18 protein-coding genes are annotated in these 17,655 nt (G+C 69.1%); 13 read left to right on the top strand and 5 right to left on the bottom strand.

What is annotated here, in order from left to right; translation table 11 throughout:
* Positions 1-157: 157 nt before the first annotated feature.
* The gene (locus tag HDA39_RS38725) at positions 158-442 is read right to left on the bottom strand and encodes a twin-arginine translocase TatA/TatE family subunit (RefSeq protein ID WP_184803873.1); all 285 of its coding nucleotides are present in this window, start codon (positions 440-442) and stop codon (positions 158-160) included.
* Between the two features lie 58 nt (positions 443-500).
* On the opposite strand from HDA39_RS38725, the gene HDA39_RS38720 reads away from it, so the two are divergent.
* Together HDA39_RS38720 and HDA39_RS38715 are read left to right on the top strand one after the other, a co-directional pair.
* Positions 501-1,181, top strand: coding sequence for a TIGR03089 family protein (locus HDA39_RS38720; protein ID WP_184803870.1), 681 nt, complete (start codon positions 501-503; stop codon positions 1,179-1,181).
* The gene (locus tag HDA39_RS38715; protein ID WP_202893255.1) at positions 1,181-1,948 is read left to right on the top strand and encodes an SDR family NAD(P)-dependent oxidoreductase; all 768 of its coding nucleotides are present in this window, start codon (positions 1,181-1,183) and stop codon (positions 1,946-1,948) included. Before HDA39_RS38720 ends, HDA39_RS38715 begins: the two co-directional genes overlap by 1 nt.
* A gap of 18 nt (positions 1,949-1,966) precedes the next feature.
* Here HDA39_RS38715 and HDA39_RS38710 read toward each other — a convergent pair whose 3' ends face one another.
* On the bottom strand, positions 1,967-2,440 hold the full coding sequence (locus HDA39_RS38710) for an SRPBCC domain-containing protein (protein WP_184803867.1): 474 nt from the start codon (positions 2,438-2,440) through the stop codon (positions 1,967-1,969).
* Between the two features lie 65 nt (positions 2,441-2,505).
* Between HDA39_RS38710 and HDA39_RS38705 the strand changes: the two genes are divergently transcribed.
* The 4 genes from HDA39_RS38705 (at position 2,506) to HDA39_RS38690 (ending at position 9,046) form a co-directional block, all read left to right on the top strand.
* Positions 2,506-3,825 (top strand): bifunctional o-acetylhomoserine/o-acetylserine sulfhydrylase, encoded by a 1,320-nt coding sequence (locus tag HDA39_RS38705; protein ID WP_184803864.1) that lies wholly within the window; start codon positions 2,506-2,508, stop codon positions 3,823-3,825.
* Between the two features lie 179 nt (positions 3,826-4,004).
* A complete protein-coding gene (gene metX / locus HDA39_RS38700) occupies positions 4,005-5,051 on the top strand; it encodes a homoserine O-acetyltransferase MetX (RefSeq protein WP_337926072.1) in 1,047 nt (348 codons plus the stop codon).
* A gap of 92 nt (positions 5,052-5,143) precedes the next feature.
* Entirely contained in the window at positions 5,144-8,290 is a 3,147-nt protein-coding gene (locus HDA39_RS38695; protein ID WP_184803858.1) for a glycosyl hydrolase family 95 catalytic domain-containing protein, read from the top strand.
* 9 nt (positions 8,291-8,299) lie between these two features.
* The gene (locus HDA39_RS38690) at positions 8,300-9,046 is read left to right on the top strand and encodes a methyltransferase domain-containing protein (protein WP_184803855.1); all 747 of its coding nucleotides are present in this window, start codon (positions 8,300-8,302) and stop codon (positions 9,044-9,046) included.
* Between the two features lie 362 nt (positions 9,047-9,408).
* Here HDA39_RS38690 and HDA39_RS38685 read toward each other — a convergent pair whose 3' ends face one another.
* The gene (locus tag HDA39_RS38685) at positions 9,409-9,861 is read right to left on the bottom strand and encodes a MarR family winged helix-turn-helix transcriptional regulator (RefSeq protein ID WP_184803851.1); all 453 of its coding nucleotides are present in this window, start codon (positions 9,859-9,861) and stop codon (positions 9,409-9,411) included.
* A 68-nt stretch (positions 9,862-9,929) separates the two neighbouring features.
* Between HDA39_RS38685 and HDA39_RS38680 the strand changes: the two genes are divergently transcribed.
* Together HDA39_RS38680 and HDA39_RS38675 are read left to right on the top strand one after the other, a co-directional pair.
* Entirely contained in the window at positions 9,930-10,298 is a 369-nt protein-coding gene (locus tag HDA39_RS38680; protein WP_184803849.1) for a VOC family protein, read from the top strand.
* Between the two features lie 91 nt (positions 10,299-10,389).
* Complete coding sequence (locus tag HDA39_RS38675) at positions 10,390-10,746, top strand: hypothetical protein (RefSeq protein WP_184803847.1); 357 nt, start codon at positions 10,390-10,392, stop codon at positions 10,744-10,746.
* Positions 10,747-10,840: 94 nt separating this feature from the next.
* Here the strand turns inward: HDA39_RS38675 and galE are convergent, their stop codons facing one another.
* Positions 10,841-11,794 carry a UDP-glucose 4-epimerase GalE gene (gene galE, locus HDA39_RS38670; RefSeq protein ID WP_184803845.1) on the bottom strand — a complete coding sequence of 318 codons (954 nt, stop codon included), beginning with the start codon at positions 11,792-11,794 and terminating at the stop codon, positions 10,841-10,843.
* A 64-nt stretch (positions 11,795-11,858) separates the two neighbouring features.
* On the opposite strand from galE, the gene HDA39_RS38665 reads away from it, so the two are divergent.
* The 3 genes from HDA39_RS38665 to HDA39_RS38655 all read left to right on the top strand — a co-directional run bounded on the left by HDA39_RS38665 (position 11,859) and on the right by HDA39_RS38655 (position 13,866).
* Positions 11,859-12,587 (top strand): phosphocholine cytidylyltransferase family protein, encoded by a 729-nt coding sequence (locus HDA39_RS38665; RefSeq protein ID WP_184803843.1) that lies wholly within the window; start codon positions 11,859-11,861, stop codon positions 12,585-12,587.
* Between the two features lie 10 nt (positions 12,588-12,597).
* Positions 12,598-13,299 (top strand): tyrosine-protein phosphatase, encoded by a 702-nt coding sequence (locus HDA39_RS38660; protein WP_184803841.1) that lies wholly within the window; start codon positions 12,598-12,600, stop codon positions 13,297-13,299.
* 72 nt (positions 13,300-13,371) lie between these two features.
* Positions 13,372-13,866 (top strand): beta-class carbonic anhydrase, encoded by a 495-nt coding sequence (locus HDA39_RS38655; protein ID WP_184803838.1) that lies wholly within the window; start codon positions 13,372-13,374, stop codon positions 13,864-13,866.
* Between the two features lie 119 nt (positions 13,867-13,985).
* Here the strand turns inward: HDA39_RS38655 and HDA39_RS38650 are convergent, their stop codons facing one another.
* Positions 13,986-15,713 (bottom strand): metallophosphoesterase, encoded by a 1,728-nt coding sequence (locus HDA39_RS38650; RefSeq protein WP_337926071.1) that lies wholly within the window; start codon positions 15,711-15,713, stop codon positions 13,986-13,988.
* A gap of 141 nt (positions 15,714-15,854) precedes the next feature.
* On the opposite strand from HDA39_RS38650, the gene HDA39_RS38645 reads away from it, so the two are divergent.
* Together HDA39_RS38645 and HDA39_RS38640 are read left to right on the top strand one after the other, a co-directional pair.
* Positions 15,855-16,745, top strand: a complete 891-nt coding sequence (locus tag HDA39_RS38645; RefSeq protein WP_184803834.1) for an ABC transporter permease — start codon at positions 15,855-15,857, stop codon at positions 16,743-16,745.
* Positions 16,732-17,541 (top strand): ABC transporter ATP-binding protein, encoded by an 810-nt coding sequence (locus tag HDA39_RS38640; RefSeq protein ID WP_202893254.1) that lies wholly within the window; start codon positions 16,732-16,734, stop codon positions 17,539-17,541. Before HDA39_RS38645 ends, HDA39_RS38640 begins: the two co-directional genes overlap by 14 nt.
* Positions 17,542-17,655 lie beyond the last annotated feature (114 nt).

The following is a 17,655-nucleotide window of genomic DNA, read 5'->3' as shown; positions in this document are numbered from 1 at the left end:
GTGGTCACGCTCAGAATCCCAGCCCGCGAGGCATCCGTGGGCGGTTGATGGGGTCGGCCACTCGTCCCACGACAGCCGCCGGGGCCGTGGGAGCCGGCCGCTCGGCGGGCGGCTGCGCGGAACCTCGGCGCGTTCCTCGGCGGGTAGCGCGGCGCGGCTATCCGTCGCTGACCGGTTTCTGCTGCGGCTGCTCGCCTTCCACCCGCGCCCCCGGTCGTACCTCTTCCACGTCTGACACCGCGGGTCTGGCGCGTTCCTCGGCCGTCGGCTCGACCGGGCTCGGGTCCAGCTTCGCCTCGCGGGTGATCTTCTTCAGCTCGACCAGTGCGCGGGCGGTGTTGCGGGTCAGCTCGGGCAGGCGGTTGGCGCCGAAGAGCAGGACCACGACGACCAGCAGCACGATCCACTCGCCGCCTTCGGGCAGCGCCAGCAGTGTCTCCATCGATGCCTTCTTTCTCCCCGACCACATTAGCCCCGAATGCGAAACGTAGGCTTCGGGCATGGCCGGAACCCTGCCCGAACTCTTCGCCGCTGCCGTACGCCGCGACGGCGCCAGTCCGTTCCTCACCCACTACGACGACGTCACCGGAGAGCGGATCGAGCTCAGCGCGGTGACCACCGCGAACTGGGTCGCCAAGACCGCCAACCTGCTCGTCGACGAGTACGAGCTGGAGCCGGAGGAGACCGTCGCGATCGGGCTGCCGCCGCACTGGCTAGGGGTCGTCTGGGCGCTGGCGACCTGGTCGGCCGGTGCGTCGGTGACCACCGGCGAGGGCGACCTGGCGATCACCGGCCCGGACTTCCGGGTCCGCGGCAACCGCGAGTCGATCGCGTCCGCGCTGCTCCCGCTCGGCGGGCGCTTCCGCGACCCGGTGCCCGACGGCGTGCACGACTACGGCGCCGAGGTCTACAACCACCCCGACCTGTTCGTCCCGTTCAACCCGCCGACGGCCGACAGCCCGGCGTACGACGGACGCACGCACGCGGGGGTGATCGCGGCCGCGGCACCGATCGCGGAGCGGATCCTGGTCACCCGCGACCTGGTCGACCCGGCCGGGCTCGGTCTGCTGGTCGGCGTGATCTCCGGAGGTGGTTCGATCGTGCTGTGCCGCAACCTCGATCCGGCCAAGCTGGAACGACGGCTCGCGGACGAGAAGGTCGACCGAGTGGTGGAGGACTGATGGTGCAGCGGTTCGAGGGCAAGGTCGCGCTGGTCACGGCGGCGGCGCAGGGGATCGGCGCCGCGGTGGCGCGGCGGATCGCGGCCGAGGGCGGCGTGGTCGTCGCCACCGATCTGCAGCAGGACAAGCTCGACGAACTGGTCGGCGAGCTCGGCAGCGACAAGGCCCTCGCGGTGAAGGTCGACGTCACCAGCCGCGGGGAGATCGACGCGGCCGTCGCGGCGGCGGTCGAGCGGTTCGGGCGGCTCGACGTACTGGTGAACAACGCCGGCGGCTGCATCGTGAGCACGAAGCCGGAGGACACCCCGGCCGACGAGTGGCACCGCCAGCTCGACCTCACCCTGGTCAGCGCCGCGCAGTGCATCCAGTCCGCGCTCCCGCACCTGCTCGAGTCGCGCGGCAACGTGGTGACGATCAGCTCGGTCAACGGCCTCGCCGCGTTCGGCAACATCGAGTACTCGGCAGCGAAGGCCGGTCAGGCCGCGATGACCCAGAACTTCGCCGCCCGCTTCGGACCCAGCGGCGTCCGCTTCAATGTCGTTGCCCCCGGCACCATTCGCACCCCCAACTGGGACAGCCAGCCCGGCACCCTGGAACGGCTGGCCAAGCTGTACCCGCTGGGCCGGGCCGGCGAGCCCGAAGACATCGCCGCCGCCGTCGCCTTCCTCGCCTCCGACGACGCCGCCTGGATCACCGGCCTCACCCTCCCAGTCGAAGGCGGAGTACTCCTCGGCCCCGCCGCCCTCAGCCTCGCCGCGAAGGACTAGCGCGTACGCCGGCCGGAGCTAGCTTTCGCGAGCGAGCTGCTCCAGTACGGCGTACCCGCTCTCCAACCCGGCCTCGAAACCAGAGGCGAGGACGGCATCCCGGTTCGCCTTGTCCTGCGAGCGGATGAGGACACTCAACGCCGTCCCCTCAGCCGCGTCCGCGAACTCGGCGGTGACGACCGTGCCCTCCTCCTCGGGCGCCCCCTCGTACACCTCGCTCCAGACCAGCCGCTCCCCCGGCACCACCTCGACGTACTCGCCGTGGAAGCCGAGTTCACCACCACCGTCCGGCATCCGAAGCACGTAGCGCCACGCGCCGCCCGGCCGGAGATCGACGTCGGCGACGGTCTGCTCGCCGAAGCCGCCACTCCACCAGCGGCGGATCAGATCGGGCGTCGTCCAGGCCTGCCACACCGCCGTTCGCGGCGCGGCGAGCGACGTCCGGACGAGGATCGACCGGTCGTCCGGCGTGGTGGTCTCCAAGGGCTCCATCGGTCCCAGTGTTCAGCATGTGACGATCACCCGTCGTGAAAGTCTAGTAACTCTATCTTCTTTATATGACTACTACCCCGAGCTGGTCCTTCGAGACGCGGCAGATTCACGCCGGTCAGACCTCCGACGCGGTCACCAAGGCGCGGGCGCTGCCGATCTACCAGACGACGTCGTACACCTTCGACAGCACCGACCACGCCGCCAGCCTGTTCGGCCTGCAGGAGTTCGGGAACATCTACACCCGGATCCAGAACCCGACCCAGGACGCCGTCGAGCAGCGGATCGCCAGCCTGGAAGGCGGAACGGCCGCGCTGCTGGTCTCGTCCGGCCAGGCCGCGACCTCGCTCGCGCTGCTGAACATCGCCGAGGCCGGCGACCACGTGGTCAGCAGCCCGAGCCTGTACGGCGGCACGTACAACCTCTTCCACTACACCTTCCCGAAGCTCGGGATCGAGGTGAGCTTCGTCGAGGACCCGAGCGACCTGGAGTCCTGGAAGGCCGCGATCAAGCCGAACACCAAGGCGTTCTTCGGCGAGACGATCGCGAACCCGAAGAGCGAGATCTTCGACATCGAGGGCATCGCCGGCGTCGCGCACGAGTTCGGCGTCCCGCTGATCGTCGACAACACCGTCGCCACGCCGTACGTGCTGCGCCCGCTGGAGCACGGTGCCGACGTCGTCGTGCACTCGGCCACCAAGTACCTGGGCGGTCACGGTACGGCGATCGCCGGCGTGATCGTCGACTCGGGCAAGTTCGACTACGCCGCCAACCCCGACCGCTTCCCCGGCTTCAACCAGCCGGACGAGAGCTACCACGGCCTCACCTACGGCACCGCGCTCGGTGTCGGCTCCGACCTCGGCAACCTGGCGTACATCCTGAAGGCCCGCGTCCAGTGGCTGCGCGACCTCGGGACGGCGGTGTCACCGTTCAACGCGTTCCTGATCGCCCAGGGCCTGGAGACCCTGTCGCTGCGGATCGAGCGGCACCTGGACAACGCGCTCAAGGTCGCCCAGTGGCTCGAAGCGCGGGACGAGGTCGACAGCGTCGCGTACGCGAGCCTGCCGTCCAGCAAGTACTACGAGCTGGCGCAGAAGTACACGCCGCGCGGCGCCGGCGCCGTGGTCGCGTTCGAGATCAAGGGCGGGGTCGACGCGGGTAAGCGGTTCGTGAACGCGCTGCAGCTGCACAGCCACGTCGCCAACATCGGTGACGTCCGGTCGCTGGTGATCCACCCGGCCTCGACCACGCACAGCCAGCTGTCCGGCGACGACCAGCTCGCCTCCGGCGTCACCCCGGGCCTGGTCCGGCTCGCCGTCGGTCTGGAGCACATCGACGACATCCTGGCCGACCTCGAGGTCGGCTTCGCCGCGGCCAAATCGGCCTGACGGCGTCCATGAACCAGGATCGTCCACCCGCGCCCGTCAGGGAGCGGATCACCGGAGAGCAGGCCGGCGGCACCCGGGGGCGGGATGCCGGCGAAGGCGGACTCACCGGTGCCCGGGACGGCGGCACCGCGGTGCGAGGTGCCGTGCATCCATCAGGTCAGGTGGCCGGTGGATGGCGGGTGGGCGATCCTGTCGGCGCGCGGCAGTTCGTGAGCGTCGGCGAGCTGCCGCTGGAGTACGGCGGAACGCTGCCCGGCGTGACGATCGCATACGAGACCTGGGGCCGGCTGAACGCGGCCGGCGACAACGCCGTGCTGATCTGCCACGCGCTGACCGGGGATGCGCATGTGGTCGGCCCGGCCGGTCCGGGGCAGCCGACGCCGGGCTGGTGGGACGGGTTGATCCCGGCGTACCTGAATCCTGAGGACTGGTACGTCGTCGCGGCCAACGTGCTCGGCGGGTGTCAGGGCACGACCGGGCCTTCGTCGGAAGCGCCCGACGGCCGGGCCTGGGGCAGCCGCTTCCCGGCGATCACGATTCGCGACCAGGTCGCCGCCGAGGCCGCGCTCGCCGACCAGCTCGGCATCGACCGTTGGGCCGCGGTGATCGGCGGCTCGATGGGCGGGATGCGTGCACTGGAATGGCCTCTGCTCTATCCGTCGAGGGTCGCGACGGCCGTCGTCCTGGCATCGACCGGCTATGCCACGGCCGAGCAGATCGCCTGGTGCGCGCCGCAGCTCGCCGCGATCGAGTCCGACCCGCACTGGCACGGCGGCGACTACTACGCCACCGGCGAGGCACCGGTCGCAGGACTCGGCATCGCCCGCCGGATCGCGCACGTGACCTACCGGTCCGAGTACGAGCTGGCCACGCGCTTCGGCCGCAATCCCCAAGGCGACGGGCGATTCGCGGTCGAGTCCTACCTCGACCACCACGCCACCAAACTGGCCGGCCGCTTCGATGCCGGCTCGTACGTCGTACTGACGGGCGCGATGAACTCCCACGACATCACCCGCGACCGCGCCAGCCCCCTCAGCAACCTCCACGCCAAACTCGTCGTCGCCGCCGTCGACTCCGACCGCCTCTACCCGGCCCGCCTCTCCACCGAACTCGCCGAGGCCGCCGACGTCCCCCTGCACCTGGTCAAGTCCCCTTACGGCCACGACGGCTTCCTGCTCGAGCTGGACCAGGTCGGCCACCTGATCGCGGAGGCCCTGATCCGGTAAGAGATCCTATGAACCATGGAGTCGACCTGTAGACAGCCTGTGACTGCCCGCCTACGCTGTGCGGAATTCATCGGATCTCTGTGGGGGCTCGGATGCGCACAGCTGGTTTCGCCCTACTCGCTGCGGCCACTCTGATGGCGGGTCTGACCGTGCCGCCCGAGCGATCCGATGCGGTGCCACCGCCGCGAAGCCCGGGCGAGCTGGCGCTCTGGTACACCGCGCCCGCGACCGACTGGGAGTCCGAGGCGCTGCCGATCGGCAACGGCGCGAGTGGCGCGATGGTGTTCGGTGACACCGCGACCGAGCACCTGCAGCTGAACGAGAAGACGCTGTGGACCGGCGGGCCCGGCGCCCAGCAGGGCTACGACTTCGGCAACTGGCGGACGCCGCGGCCGAACGCGCTGACCGACCTCCGCACGATGATCAACCGCGACCTCAGGGTCGCGCCCGACGTCGCCACGAACATGCTGGCCCAGAACGAGATCGGCTTCGGTGACTACCAACCGCTGCTCGACCTGAAGCTCGCCATGCAGCACAGCGGCTCTGCGACGGCGTACCGCAGGCACCTCGACATCGAGAACTCGCTGGCCGGCGTCCAGTACGCCGTCGACGGCGTCCGCCACAGCCGCGAGTACTTCGCCAGCGCGCCCGGCAACGTGATCGTCGCGCGGATCGGCGCCGACCGGCGCGGCCAGGTCGGCTTCACCGCGCGCCTCACCGGCGAGGCGAATCGCACCCTGACGGGGACCGCGCAACGCGGCCGGATCACCGTCAAGGGCGCGCTGCTCGACAACGGCCTTCGGTACGAGCTGCAGGCGCAGGTGCTCACCACCGGCGGGACGCGGACCGACAACGCCGACGGGAGCGTGACCGTCGCGGGTGCCGACTCCGCAGTCCTGGTGATGAGCTCGGGGACCGACTACTCCGACGTCTACCCGACGTACCGGGGCAAGGATCCGCACGCCGGCGTGACGAGCCGGGTCGATGCCGCGAGCAAGCTTCCGTACGGCGTACTGAAGGCTCGGCACTTCGCCGATCACCGTAAGCTCTTCGACCGGGTCGACCTGGACCTCGGCCAGGTGATGCCCGACGTGCCGACCGACGAACTGCTCGCGCAGTACCAGCAGGGGACGGCGACGCCCGAGGCGCGGAAGGCGCTGGAGACGCTGTTCTTCCAGTACGGGCGGTACCTGCTGATCGCGTCGTCGCGCGGAAACTCGCCGCTGCCCGCGAACCTGCAGGGTGTCTGGAACCAGTCGACGACCCCGCCGTGGCGCTCGGACTACCACGTCAACATCAACCTGCAGATGAACTACTGGCCGGCCGAGACCACGAACCTGAGCGAGACGACGGCGCCGCTGTTCGACTTCGTCGACGCGCTCGTCCCGCCCGGACGGGTGACGGCTCGCGAGATGTTCGGGGCCGACGGCTGGGTGGTGCACAGCCAGACGAATCCGTTCGGCTTCACCGGCGTGATCGGGTACCCGCTCGCGTTCTGGATGCCGGACGCGGGCGGCTGGCTCGCGCAGCACTACTGGGAGCACTATCGGTTCACGCAGGACAAGCGGTTCCTGAAGGAGCGGGCGTACCCGCTGATGAAGGAGCTGGCCGCGTTCTGGATCGACGAGCTGCAGGTCGATCCGCGCGACGGGAAGCTGGTGGTCAGCCCGAGCTTCTCCCCCGAGCACGGCGACTACTCGGCCGGCGCCGCGATGCCGCAGCAGATCGTGTGGGACCTGTTCACCAACCTGTCCGAGGCGGCGCCGCTCGTCGGGGAGTCTTCGGCGTACCGGGCGCAGCTTGCCTCGGTGCTGCAGCGGCTCGACCCGGGAACGAAGGTCGGATCCTGGGGGCAGCTGCAGGAGTGGAAGGAGGACTGGGACGACCCGACCGACCAGCACCGGCACACGTCGCAGCTCTTCGGGCTGCACCCCGGGCGACAGATCATCCCTTCTGAACGCCCTGATCTGGCCGCGGCGGCCGTGAAGACCCTGGAGGGTCGCGGCGACGGCGGCACCGGGTGGAGCAAGGCCTGGAAGATCAACTTCTGGGCCCGGCTGCTGGACGGCAACCACTCGCACAAGATGCTGTCCGAACAGCTGAAGACCAGCACGCTGAAGAACCTGTGGGACACCCACCCGCCGTTCCAGATCGACGGCAACTTCGGCGCCACCGCCGGCGTCGCCGAGATGCTGCTGCAGAGCCACACCGGGGTGGCCGACGTCCTGCCGGCACTCCCGGATTCCTGGGCCGGCAAGGGCTCGTACGACGGCCTGCGGGCGCGCGGCGCGATCACGGTCGGCGCGACCTGGCAGTCCGGTACGGCGTCCGAGATCCGGATCCGCCCGGACCGGCCGGGCAAGGTTGCCCTGCGCAACAAGATCTTTGCCGGGCCGTTCACGGTGACCGACCCGCACGGCCGGGCGGTCAAGTACCAGCGCACGGGCGCCGACACCATCACCTTCGACGCGCTTGGCGGACGCACCTACACCGTCCACTCCAAGTCCCAGCTCCAGCTCACAGCCCCTGCCGCTGTTTCGCTCCAACCCGTCGAGGTCACAGCCTCGGTCACCGGCACCCTTGCCCCAGGCAACCTGAAGCTCACCGCCCCGGACGGCTGGGCGGTCTCGCCTCCTGTGCAGACCCCCGCCGTGAAACCAGGCAAGCCCTTCACCACGACCTTCACCGTCACCCCCACGATGGCCTCCGGCGAAGGAGACTTCACCCTCACCGCCTCCCACACCAGCCGAGACGGCACTGTCACCGGCCGCGCCGGCACCGGCTTGTGGCGCGTCAACCTCGCCCGAGGCAAACCCGCCACCCAAAGCACCACGGCCCACAGCGCCGAGGCCTCCCGAGCAGTCGACGGCAACACCAGCGGTAGCTGGGGCGACAACTCCGTCACCCACACCGCCGAGCCGTCCACCGAAGCCTGGTGGCAGGTAGACCTCGGCCGGCCCGAGGCCCTTTCCCAGTTGGCCCTCTACAACCGCACCGACTGCTGCTCCGACCGCCTCAGCAACTACTGGATCCTCACGTCGGAGTCCCCCATCACGGCGTCGGGCTTGGAAGAAGCCCGCAACACCCCCGGCGTCACCGCCGTCCGCCAAACCGCAGCGGCCGGCTCGCCTTCCCTCCTGGATCTCGACACCACCGCCCGCTACGTCCGCATCCAACTCGAGTCCCGGTCCGCCCCGCTGTCCATCGCCGAGGTCAAGCTGCACCCCGCCGGTGGTTAACGTGTTCGGGTGGAGCTCACGCGCGAAGTCGCCGACCAGTACGACGAACTGCCGCTGTGGTCGGCGCCGTTCGGCCAGTTGATCCTCGACCGCGTCCCGCTGCGGCGCGGTCAGACGATCCTGGACATCGGCGCCGGCACCGGCTTCCTCACCATCGAGCTCGCCCAGCGCTCGGCCGCGCGGGTGATCGCCGTCGACCCCTGGGCCGACGCGATGGACGTACTGCGCCGCAAGGTCGAGTACCTCGGCCTGACCGACGTCGAACTGGTCGTCTCGGACGCGGCGTCCCTGGACCTGCCCGACGAGTCGGTCGACGTCGTGGTCTCCAACCTGGGCATCAACAACTTCGCCAACGCCTCCGTCGTACTGGCCGAGTGCCGCCGTGTCCTGCGACCGGGTGGGCACCTGCTGATCAGCACCAACCTGGCCGGGCACATGCAGGAGTTCTACGACGTACTGCGCGACCACGTCGACCAGCAGGCGCTGGACGAACACCTCGCCCACCGCGCGACGATCGACGGGACGCTGGAGCTACTGCGGTCGGCGGGTTTCGAGGCGAGCGTCGACCAGACCGAGTTCACCTGGCGCTTCGCCGACGGCACCGCCCTGCTGAACCACTACTTCATCCGCCTCGGCTTCCTCGACGGCTGGCTGGACCTCGCCGACGACCTGTCGGCGGTCGAACAAGACCTCAACCGCCGCGGCGAGCTGACGCTGACGATCCCCGCCGCCTGCTTCGACGCCGTCAAGCGCTGAACGCAGACACCACTCGCACCGGCAAACCCGGAGTGGCGACGCCGAACCACAAGCTTCGGACCAACCAGCAGAAGCCCCGGTGACGCCGAATCGCTTGCAGCACAAGCGATCCAAGCAACACTCCACCCAGCACACTCGCAAGAATCCAGCTGAACGGACTGAAACCGGCGATCAGGGCGACCGCCAGTACGGCGTACCAGAACAGCCCGCCGATGAAGGACGCCGGACTGTAGGCCCGGTCGCGCGTTCGCCAAGGCTGCTCGACCGGAACTCCGCACGGGCACCGCGGGCTCGCCTCTGGCGAGCCGATCGCCCGCCACGGCCCAGCCGGGCCGTCGGGCTGATGGCCGCTCAGCTGTCCGTCAGTCATGGTCCTCCCCCTCGCGCAGGGAGTAGATCATGCTCTGCAGAATCCGGAACGCGCCCGCCCGCTCGCTCTCGCTGAGCCCCGACAGCATCCTCATCTCCACAGACCGCACTGCTGCGCTCGCCTTCTCGAGACTCGCTCGACCGCTCGGCGTGAGTTCCGTAGGAAGCACCTTCCCGACCGGCGCCTGCGCGGGCCTGGTCACGGAGCCGTCGCGTTCCAGGGCCTGGAGCAGCACGTTCATCGACTGCCGGGTCACGAACGCACCCCGCGCGAGCTCGGAGTTCGACAACCCCGGCCGCTGCGCCAGCAGCTCGAGGCAGGAGTAGTGCGTGATGCTCATCCCGAGTGGCCGCAACACCTCCTCCATCGCCGTCCGCAAGGCGCTCGACGCCTCCTTCAGCAGATAGCCCAGCGACGTCTGCAGGTCGACCCCGTCTTGACTCATGTCAGTATTCTGACATAGCTTGAGCCATGTCAGAAAACTGACACAAAACCCATCGAAGGAGCACCCTGATGCCCGTCACCGGCCCCGACTTCATCTCCCTGCAAGCCCACGACCTCGCCGCCTCACAGGCCTTCTACGAGCAGTACCTGGGCCTGGTCCGCAACCCCGCCGGCCCACCCCACGCCGTCGTCTTCGACACCAAGCCGATCGCCTTCGCCCTCCGCGAGATCGTCCCCGGCACCGATCTGACGTCAGTCCCCCAGCCCGGCATCGGCGCCGCCATCTGGCTCCACGCCACCGACGTCCAAGCCATCCACGACACCCTCGCCGCCGACGGCCACCCCATCGTCTCCACCCCGACCGACGGCCCCTTCGGCCGCACGTTCACCTTCGCCGACCCCAACGGCTACCAGATCACCCTCCACGACCGCACCTGACGACGCCTGCGGTATGGGCGCAGTACGGGCAGTACGACGACAGCCCCGGTTCCTAGCCTGGCGTCGCCCGAGACCCAACGAAGGAGCGTTCGTGAAGTTGCCCGTACGAAGTGCGTCGATCCCGAACCGAGCGGCGGCAATGGTCCTGCTGCTCGCCGCCACCAGTTTGTCCCTGACGGTCGGCACCACGTCCCCAGCAGAGGCTCGTGAGCCGTCGCCGCCAACCGGTTGCAGCACCAGCGTCGACCGCCGCGTGAAGGCGATCGCAAAGTGCACGTCCGGCTACGGGACCTACCGAGTCTGGGCCCGCTGCAACTGGAGCGCCTCAACCCTGTACGGCGCCTGGAAAGCACCAAGCCGAACCGGAGAGTCGGTCGTGTTCTGCGTCACCAGCACCCACCAGGCCGGCATCGTCATGGCCCACGGCATCCAAAAACGCGACGGCTGAGCCGACCTGAACCGCGACCGGAAAGACTTCCTGCGCACCGTCGGCTGATCCCCGAAGCTCCTGTTCTACAAGGAGCCTGAGTGTTCTTCTGTTCTCAGTTCTTGGGCCAGGCGGCCCAGGCCGAGGCGAACATTTCGTCGACTGTGTGGGTGTTCTTCCACTCCAGGTCGCGGGCGGCGAGTTCGCCGGAGGCGACGATTTGGGAGGGGTCGCCCGGGCGGCGGGGAGTTTCGCCGGGGGTGAAGTCGATGCCGGTGACGCGGCGGGCGGCGTCCATGATCTGGCGGACGCTGGTGCCGGTGCCGGAGCCCAGGTTGTAGACGGGCTCGAGGGTCTTGCCCGAGTCCAGGGCGCGGGCGGCGGCGACGTGGGCGCGGGCCAGGTCGGCGACGTGGACGTAGTCCTTGACCGACGTGCCGTCGGGGGTCGGGTGGTCGGTGCCGTAGATCTTCGGGACCTTGCCTTGGGTGAGCAGGTTGCAGACGATCGGGAACAGGTTGTACGGGCTCGCGTCGTACACCTTCGGGTCGCCCGAGCCGACCACGTTGAAGTAGCGCAGCGACGTGTGGTTCAGCTCGACGGCGTTCGCCTGGTCCGCGAGCAGCCACTCGCCGATGAGCTTCGTCTCGCCGTACGGGCTCTGCGGGTCGGGCGTCGTCTGCTCGGTGACGACCTCGTCCTCGGGCGTGCCGTAGACGCCCGCACTGGAGGAGAAGACGATGTTGCGGACGCCGGTCTCGGCCATCGCGTTCAGCAGCGAGACCATCGCGGTGACGTTCTGCGTGTAGGTGTGCATCGGCTTCTCGACCGACACCCCGGCGTACTTGTAGCCGGCCAGGTGCACCACACCACTGACGCCGGCCAGGGTGGACCGTACGACGTCCGCGTCGAGCAGGTTCGCCTCGACGAACGGCACTCCCTCGACCAGGAACTCCGGCTTCCCGCTGGACAGGTCGTCGATCACCACGACGTCGATGCCGTCCGCCGCGAAGGCCCGCACCACGTGCGCTCCGATGTACCCCGCCCCACCAGTCACCAGCCAAGTCATGAGGCCCATCCTGCCAGTTCGCCGAGGCCCTGTCCGAACAGGCCCGGATCGGTACCATCGGCCAATGATCGGACTGGTTCTCGCCGCCGGAGCCGGCCGCCGTCTGCGTCCGTACACGGACACTGTGCCCAAGGCGCTGGTTCCGATCGACGCGCGGACCACCCCGCTCGACCTGACCCTGGCCAACTTCGCCGAGGTCGGTCTGACCGACGTCACGATCGTCGTCGGGTACGCCGCGGCCGCGATCGAGGCCCGCGTCCCCGACCTGCAGGACCGGTACGGCGTCCGCCTGCAGCTCGTCCACAACGACAAGGCCGAGATCTGGAACAACGCCTACTCGCTCTGGTGCGCCCGCGACCTGTTCGCCGAGGGGGTCGTGCTCGTCAACGGCGACACCGTGCATCCGGTCTCGGTGGAACACACGCTGCTCGCCGCCCGCGGCGGCGATCGCCGCATCATCCTCGCGCTCGACACCGAGAAAGCGCTGGCGGACGAGGAGATGAAGGTGGTCTGGCACGACGACCACGGCGTCCGCAGCATCACCAAGCTGATGGACCCGGCGAGCGCCACCGGCGAGTACATCGGCGTCACGCTGATCGAGCCCGCAGCGGCCGGCGATCTGGCCGCGGCGCTGCGCAAGACCTGGGAGAACAACCCTGACCTGTACTACGAGGACGGGTACCAGGTGCTCGCCGACGCGGGGTTCCGGATCGACGTCGCGCCGATCGGCAAGGTCGACTGGGTCGAGATCGACAACCACGCGGACCTGCTCCGGGCCCGCGAGATCGTCTGAGGATCAACTGATGGATCTCGACTGGCCGGAGTGCCACAACGTGCGCGACCTCGGCGGGCTGCCGACCGGGGACGGTGGGCAGATCCGCGAGAACGCGCTGATCCGCGCGGACAGCCTGCAGCACTTGACGCCCGCGGCCGTCGAGACGATCCGCGCGTCCGGGGTGAGCCGGGTCATCGACCTGCGCTCGTACGGCGAGGTGAGCGCGTTCCCCACGCCGTTCACCGAGGACCCGATCGGGCGGCACCTGCCGTTGCAGGACCCGGCCGACCCACCCAGTACGGCGACCACGATCGTCGACTCCTGCAACGAGATGCTCGACCGGCACCCCGACCTGGTCGCCGCGGTCTTCCGGGCGATCATCGACGCACCCGAGGGCGCCGTCGTCGTGCACTGCTTCGGCGGCAAGGACCGGACCGGGGTGATCGTCGCGCTGGCGCTCGCGGTGGCCGGCGTACCGGAGGACGAGATCGTCGCGGACTACTTCCTGACCCGCGACAACCTGGCGTTCCTGATGGCCGAGCAGCTCGCGGCCGAGCCGGACGAGTCGTTGCACGCCGAGCTGCTCGAGTTCCGCGACACCCGCGCCGAGTCGATGACGGCGATCCTGCGGCACCTCGGCACGGCGTACGGCGGTCCGGTCGCCTACCTGCGGCAGGCCGGGCTGACCGACCAGGATCTGGACGCTCTGACGGCGCGTCTGTCCGTCTAGTGGGACGACACCCCGGAACGACGAGGAAAAGTTAGGTTTGTCTATCTGATTACTCGACTTTTGGGAGCGACGATGAGCGTGACCGACGAACTGCTGGCGAACGCCGAGCAGTACGCAGCGAGTTTCGACAAGGGCGACCTGCCGCTGCCGCCCGCCAAGCGGGTCGCGGTGGTCGCGTGCATGGACGCGCGGCTGAACCCGTACGGGCTGCTCGGGCTGTCCGAGGGCGACGCGCACGTGATCCGCAACGCCGGTGGGGTGATCACCGCCGACGAGCGGCGCAGCCTCGCGATCAGCCAGCGGCTGCTGGGCACGCAGGAGATCATCCTGATCCACCACACCGACTGCGGGATGCTGACCTTCACCGACGACGAGTTCAAGAAGTCGATCCAGGACGACACCGGGCTCAAGCCGGACTGGTCGGCGGAGGCGTTCCCCGATCTGGAGGAGGACGTTCGCCAGTCCCTGGCGAGGATCGCCGCGGACCCGTTCATCCCGGTCAAGGACTCGGTCCGCGGCTTCGTCTACGAGGTCGAGACGGGCCGGCTGCGCGAGGTCAAGAACTGAGCCGGGCCGACTACTTGGGCGCGACCCCGGCCGGCGCAGGCGCTCCGGCGCGACCCCGGCCGGCGCAGGCGCTCCGGCGCGAGCCAGCCGGCGCAGGCGCTTGAGGGCGGCCCGCTTGTTCACACCCGCGCGGTCGTGGCGGCGCTCGCGCGGGTGACCTCGACCGGCTGCTCGATCAGCTCGGTCCCGATCGATCCCTCGGACGGAATCAGCCAAGGGGTCCCCGGCGCGCCCTCAGGATTGGCCTTCCACTCGCGGCAGACCTTCGGCACCTTGATCGGGTAGATCGTCAGCGACCCCTCGCGGTCGATGTGCAACCGCAGGAACCCCTTGTAGTCCTCGAGACTCTGCCCCGCGAACACCTCGTTGGTGTTGAACCCGAACCGGCAGGCGATCAGCAGGTACAGCCCGACCACCAACGAGTCCACGAACCCCACCACCACCGGCGTACCGACCAGCGCGACCACCACGGTGATCCACTGCGCGGCCTCAGCCTCCAACCGGTACAGCACCACCGCCCAGAACCCGGCCAGCGCCAGATGCGCCGCCGAGTGCAGAATCCCCGCGATCCCAGCGGCGAACGAACTTCGCTCCAGCCCCAACCGGGCGAACAGCACCCCACCGACCACCGTCCCCAGCGCGGCGAAGGCCGCGGGCGTCCACACCGCCAGCGTTCCGAACACCCCGTGCGGTTCCGACGCCAGCCCGAACTGCACCAGCAACGCGATCACCGTCTGCAGGAACGCGGTCAGCCCCCAGAACCCGGGATTGCGCCAGGGCAGCCGGAAGATCCCGTTCGCCAGCCGCGACGACTGCTCCCGCGACGGATACGTCCGCGCGCGGTCGAACGTCGTGTGCTCGTCGGTCTCGGTCACCCGCGACGTCTTCGGCGGCAGCTCCAGGCTCTTCGGCAGCAGATGCGTGGCGGTCAGGTAGGCACCACCACCTCCACTGGTGATCCGCTGCCCGGTCCCGTCCTGCTCGGCGTACCGGGCGTAGTGGTGCGAGTCGCCCGACAGCATCACGTGCACGGTCGCTCCCGCCGGGCGGACGATCTCGCGCTCGAAGAACCGGATCGCGTCGTACCCGCGGGCGTCGCCGCCCGATCCGGCCTTGATCCACGCGGGTTTCGGCGTACAGAGGATCACGCCGTCGCCTTCGCGCATCTGCGTCGTCGCGCGCCGGAAGTACGCCAGCTGCGGCGCGTCGATGTACTCGTCGAACTGGGTGTCGATCGCCAGCAGCCACCAGCGCTGCGGCAGCTGGATCGCGAAGTAGCTACGGGCCTGCTCGGTGTCCCACCCGCCGACCGGCCGGCTCTGCGCGAACACCCGCAGGAAAGCCGTCAGGCCGTCGTACCAGTCGTGGTTGCCGGGCAGGGCGAACAAGGTCGGCCGGTCCTTCGCCTCTTGTTCGAGCACAGTGTCTTCGCGCGGAAAGGCTGCGCGGTAAGGGCCTTTCGTACGGTCCTCGTACGCCGTCGCGGACGCGGCCGGGTAGGCCTGGTCGCCGCCCATCACGAGCACCTGGCCACGCGGCAGATGCAGGTTCTCGGCGGGCGACAGCTCCGGCGCCGCGAGCACCGACGCAATCGAGTACGTCGCGTCGAAGCCGTCGCCGAGATCGGCCACGAAGTCGAACCACAGCTCGTCGTCGCCGTGGTGGTAGATCTCGGCCTGGAGGCCGCTCTGCAGCTCGCGCTTGTCGGCGTACGCGCCGAAGATACCGGCCAGAACGGCCTTCAGGCCGGCGCTGGCCAGGACGGTCGGGAGGAGCCAGCGGACAGCTCCCCGGCGGCGGAATCCGAGCTGTTCCTCGGACAGGTCGTGCGGGCGGGAATCCTTCACCCGCAGAACGTATGCGGTCCCCGGCCGATCGCCCCGGACGGTGGCGAATCGTTGTCGAGCCGCGACCATCCGTCACCGTCTGAAACGGTTCAGAGCGCGCCGATGTGAGGACCCGGCCCGGGGCCCAGTAGATTGGCCCGCATGTCAACCGCCGCCGAGTCGGCCACCACCGCGGACGCCGCGGCACTGGCCGAACGCTACGGGTTGTCCAAGAGCGCGGCGCGGCCGCCGTTCTGGGGCTACCTCCGTGAACTGTGGGGCCGTCGCCAGTTCATCTACAGCTACGCCCGCGCGCGCACGTACGCGCTGTACGCGGGGGCCCGGCTGGGATCGGTCTGGCAGATCCTCACGCCGCTACTGAACGCCGGGGTCTACTACCTGGCCTTCGGCGTCCTGCTGGGGACCAAGGGCGGGATCGACAACTACCCGGCCTTCCTGATCTGCGGCATGTTCATCTTCACCTACACGCAGCGCTCGATGACCGAGGGTTCACGGGCGATCGCGACCAACATGTCGCTGATCCGCACGCTGCACTTCCCGCGCGCGACACTGCCGCTGGCCTACGTGGTCAACGAGCTGAACCAGCTGTTCATCTCGATGGGCATCCTGCTGCTGCTGGTCGGCTTCACCGACGGACCGTCGCTGAGCTGGTTCCTGGTGGTGCCGGCGCTGCTGCTGCAGACCATGTTCAACATCGGCGTCACGCTGATCTTCGCGCGGCTCGGGACCTTCCTGACCGACATCAGCCAGCTGCTGCCGTTCATCACCCGGACCTGGCTGTACGCCTCCGGCATCTTCTTCTCGATCCCGGACAAGCTGCGCGACGCCGACGCCCCGGGCTGGGTGATCCACCTGCTGGCGCTGAACCCGATCTCGGCCTACATCGACATCATGCGCAGCGCGCTGCTGGAGTCGCACGAGAAGCACTCGCTGCCGAACGCGTGGCCGATCGCCATCGGCTGGGCGGTCATCGCCTTCGTCGGCGGCTTCATCTACTTCTGGCGAGCGGAGGACAGGTATGGCCGTGGCTGAGACGGCAGCTCCGACCCCGGCGGCACCCGCGCCGGCGTCCGAGCTCGCCCCCACCGTGATCGCCGACCACGTCAACATCATCTACAAGGTGGCGGCGGGCTCCGGCGGCAAAGGCACCGCGGCGACCGCGTTCCGGCGCATTCTCAAGCGCCAGGACCGGCCGACCATCCGCGAGGTGCACGCGGTCAAGAACGTCACCTTCACCGCCAACAAGGGCGACGCGATCGGCCTGATCGGCCGCAATGGCTCCGGCAAGTCGACGCTGCTGCGCGCGATCGCCGGGCTGCTGCCGCCGGCCTCGGGCGCGATCTACACCGGCGGCCAGCCGTCGCTGCTGGGCGTCAACGCCGCGATGATGAACGACCTGACCGGCGACCGGAACGTCGTACTCGGCTGTCTCGCGATGGGCATGAGCCCGGCCGAGATCGACGAGCGGTACGACGAGATCGTCGAGTTCTCCGGGATCGGCGACTTCATCGACCTGCCGATGTCGACGTACTCCTCGGGCATGTCGGCGCGGCTGAAGTTCGCGATCGCCTCGGCCAAGACGCACGACATCCTGCTCGTCGACGAGGCGCTGGCCACCGGCGACGCGGAGTTCCGGGTCCGCTCGGAGCAGAAGATCAAGGACCTGCGCGACCAGGCCGGCACGGTCTTCCTGGTCAGCCACTCGCTCGACGTCGTGCTGGACACCTGCAACCGGGCGATCTGGCTCGACAAGGGCATCCTGAAGATGGACGGCGACGTCAAGGAAGTCGTCGACGCGTACAACAAGGAAGCCACCGGCAAGCGCTGAGCCTGCCCTCAGCCCCCGGGACCCGCGCTAGGTCCCGGGGGTTCTTCTTTGAGGGCTTGTGCAACCGATGGTTGCGTGACTACAGTGATGTGCAACCAAACGTTGCAGATCATG

The organism is Kribbella italica, from assembly GCF_014205135.1.
Taxonomy (GTDB): domain Bacteria; phylum Actinomycetota; class Actinomycetes; order Propionibacteriales; family Kribbellaceae; genus Kribbella; species Kribbella italica.
The sequence above is the reverse complement of the archived record's forward strand: the minus strand, read 5'-3'. Positions and strand labels throughout refer to the sequence as shown.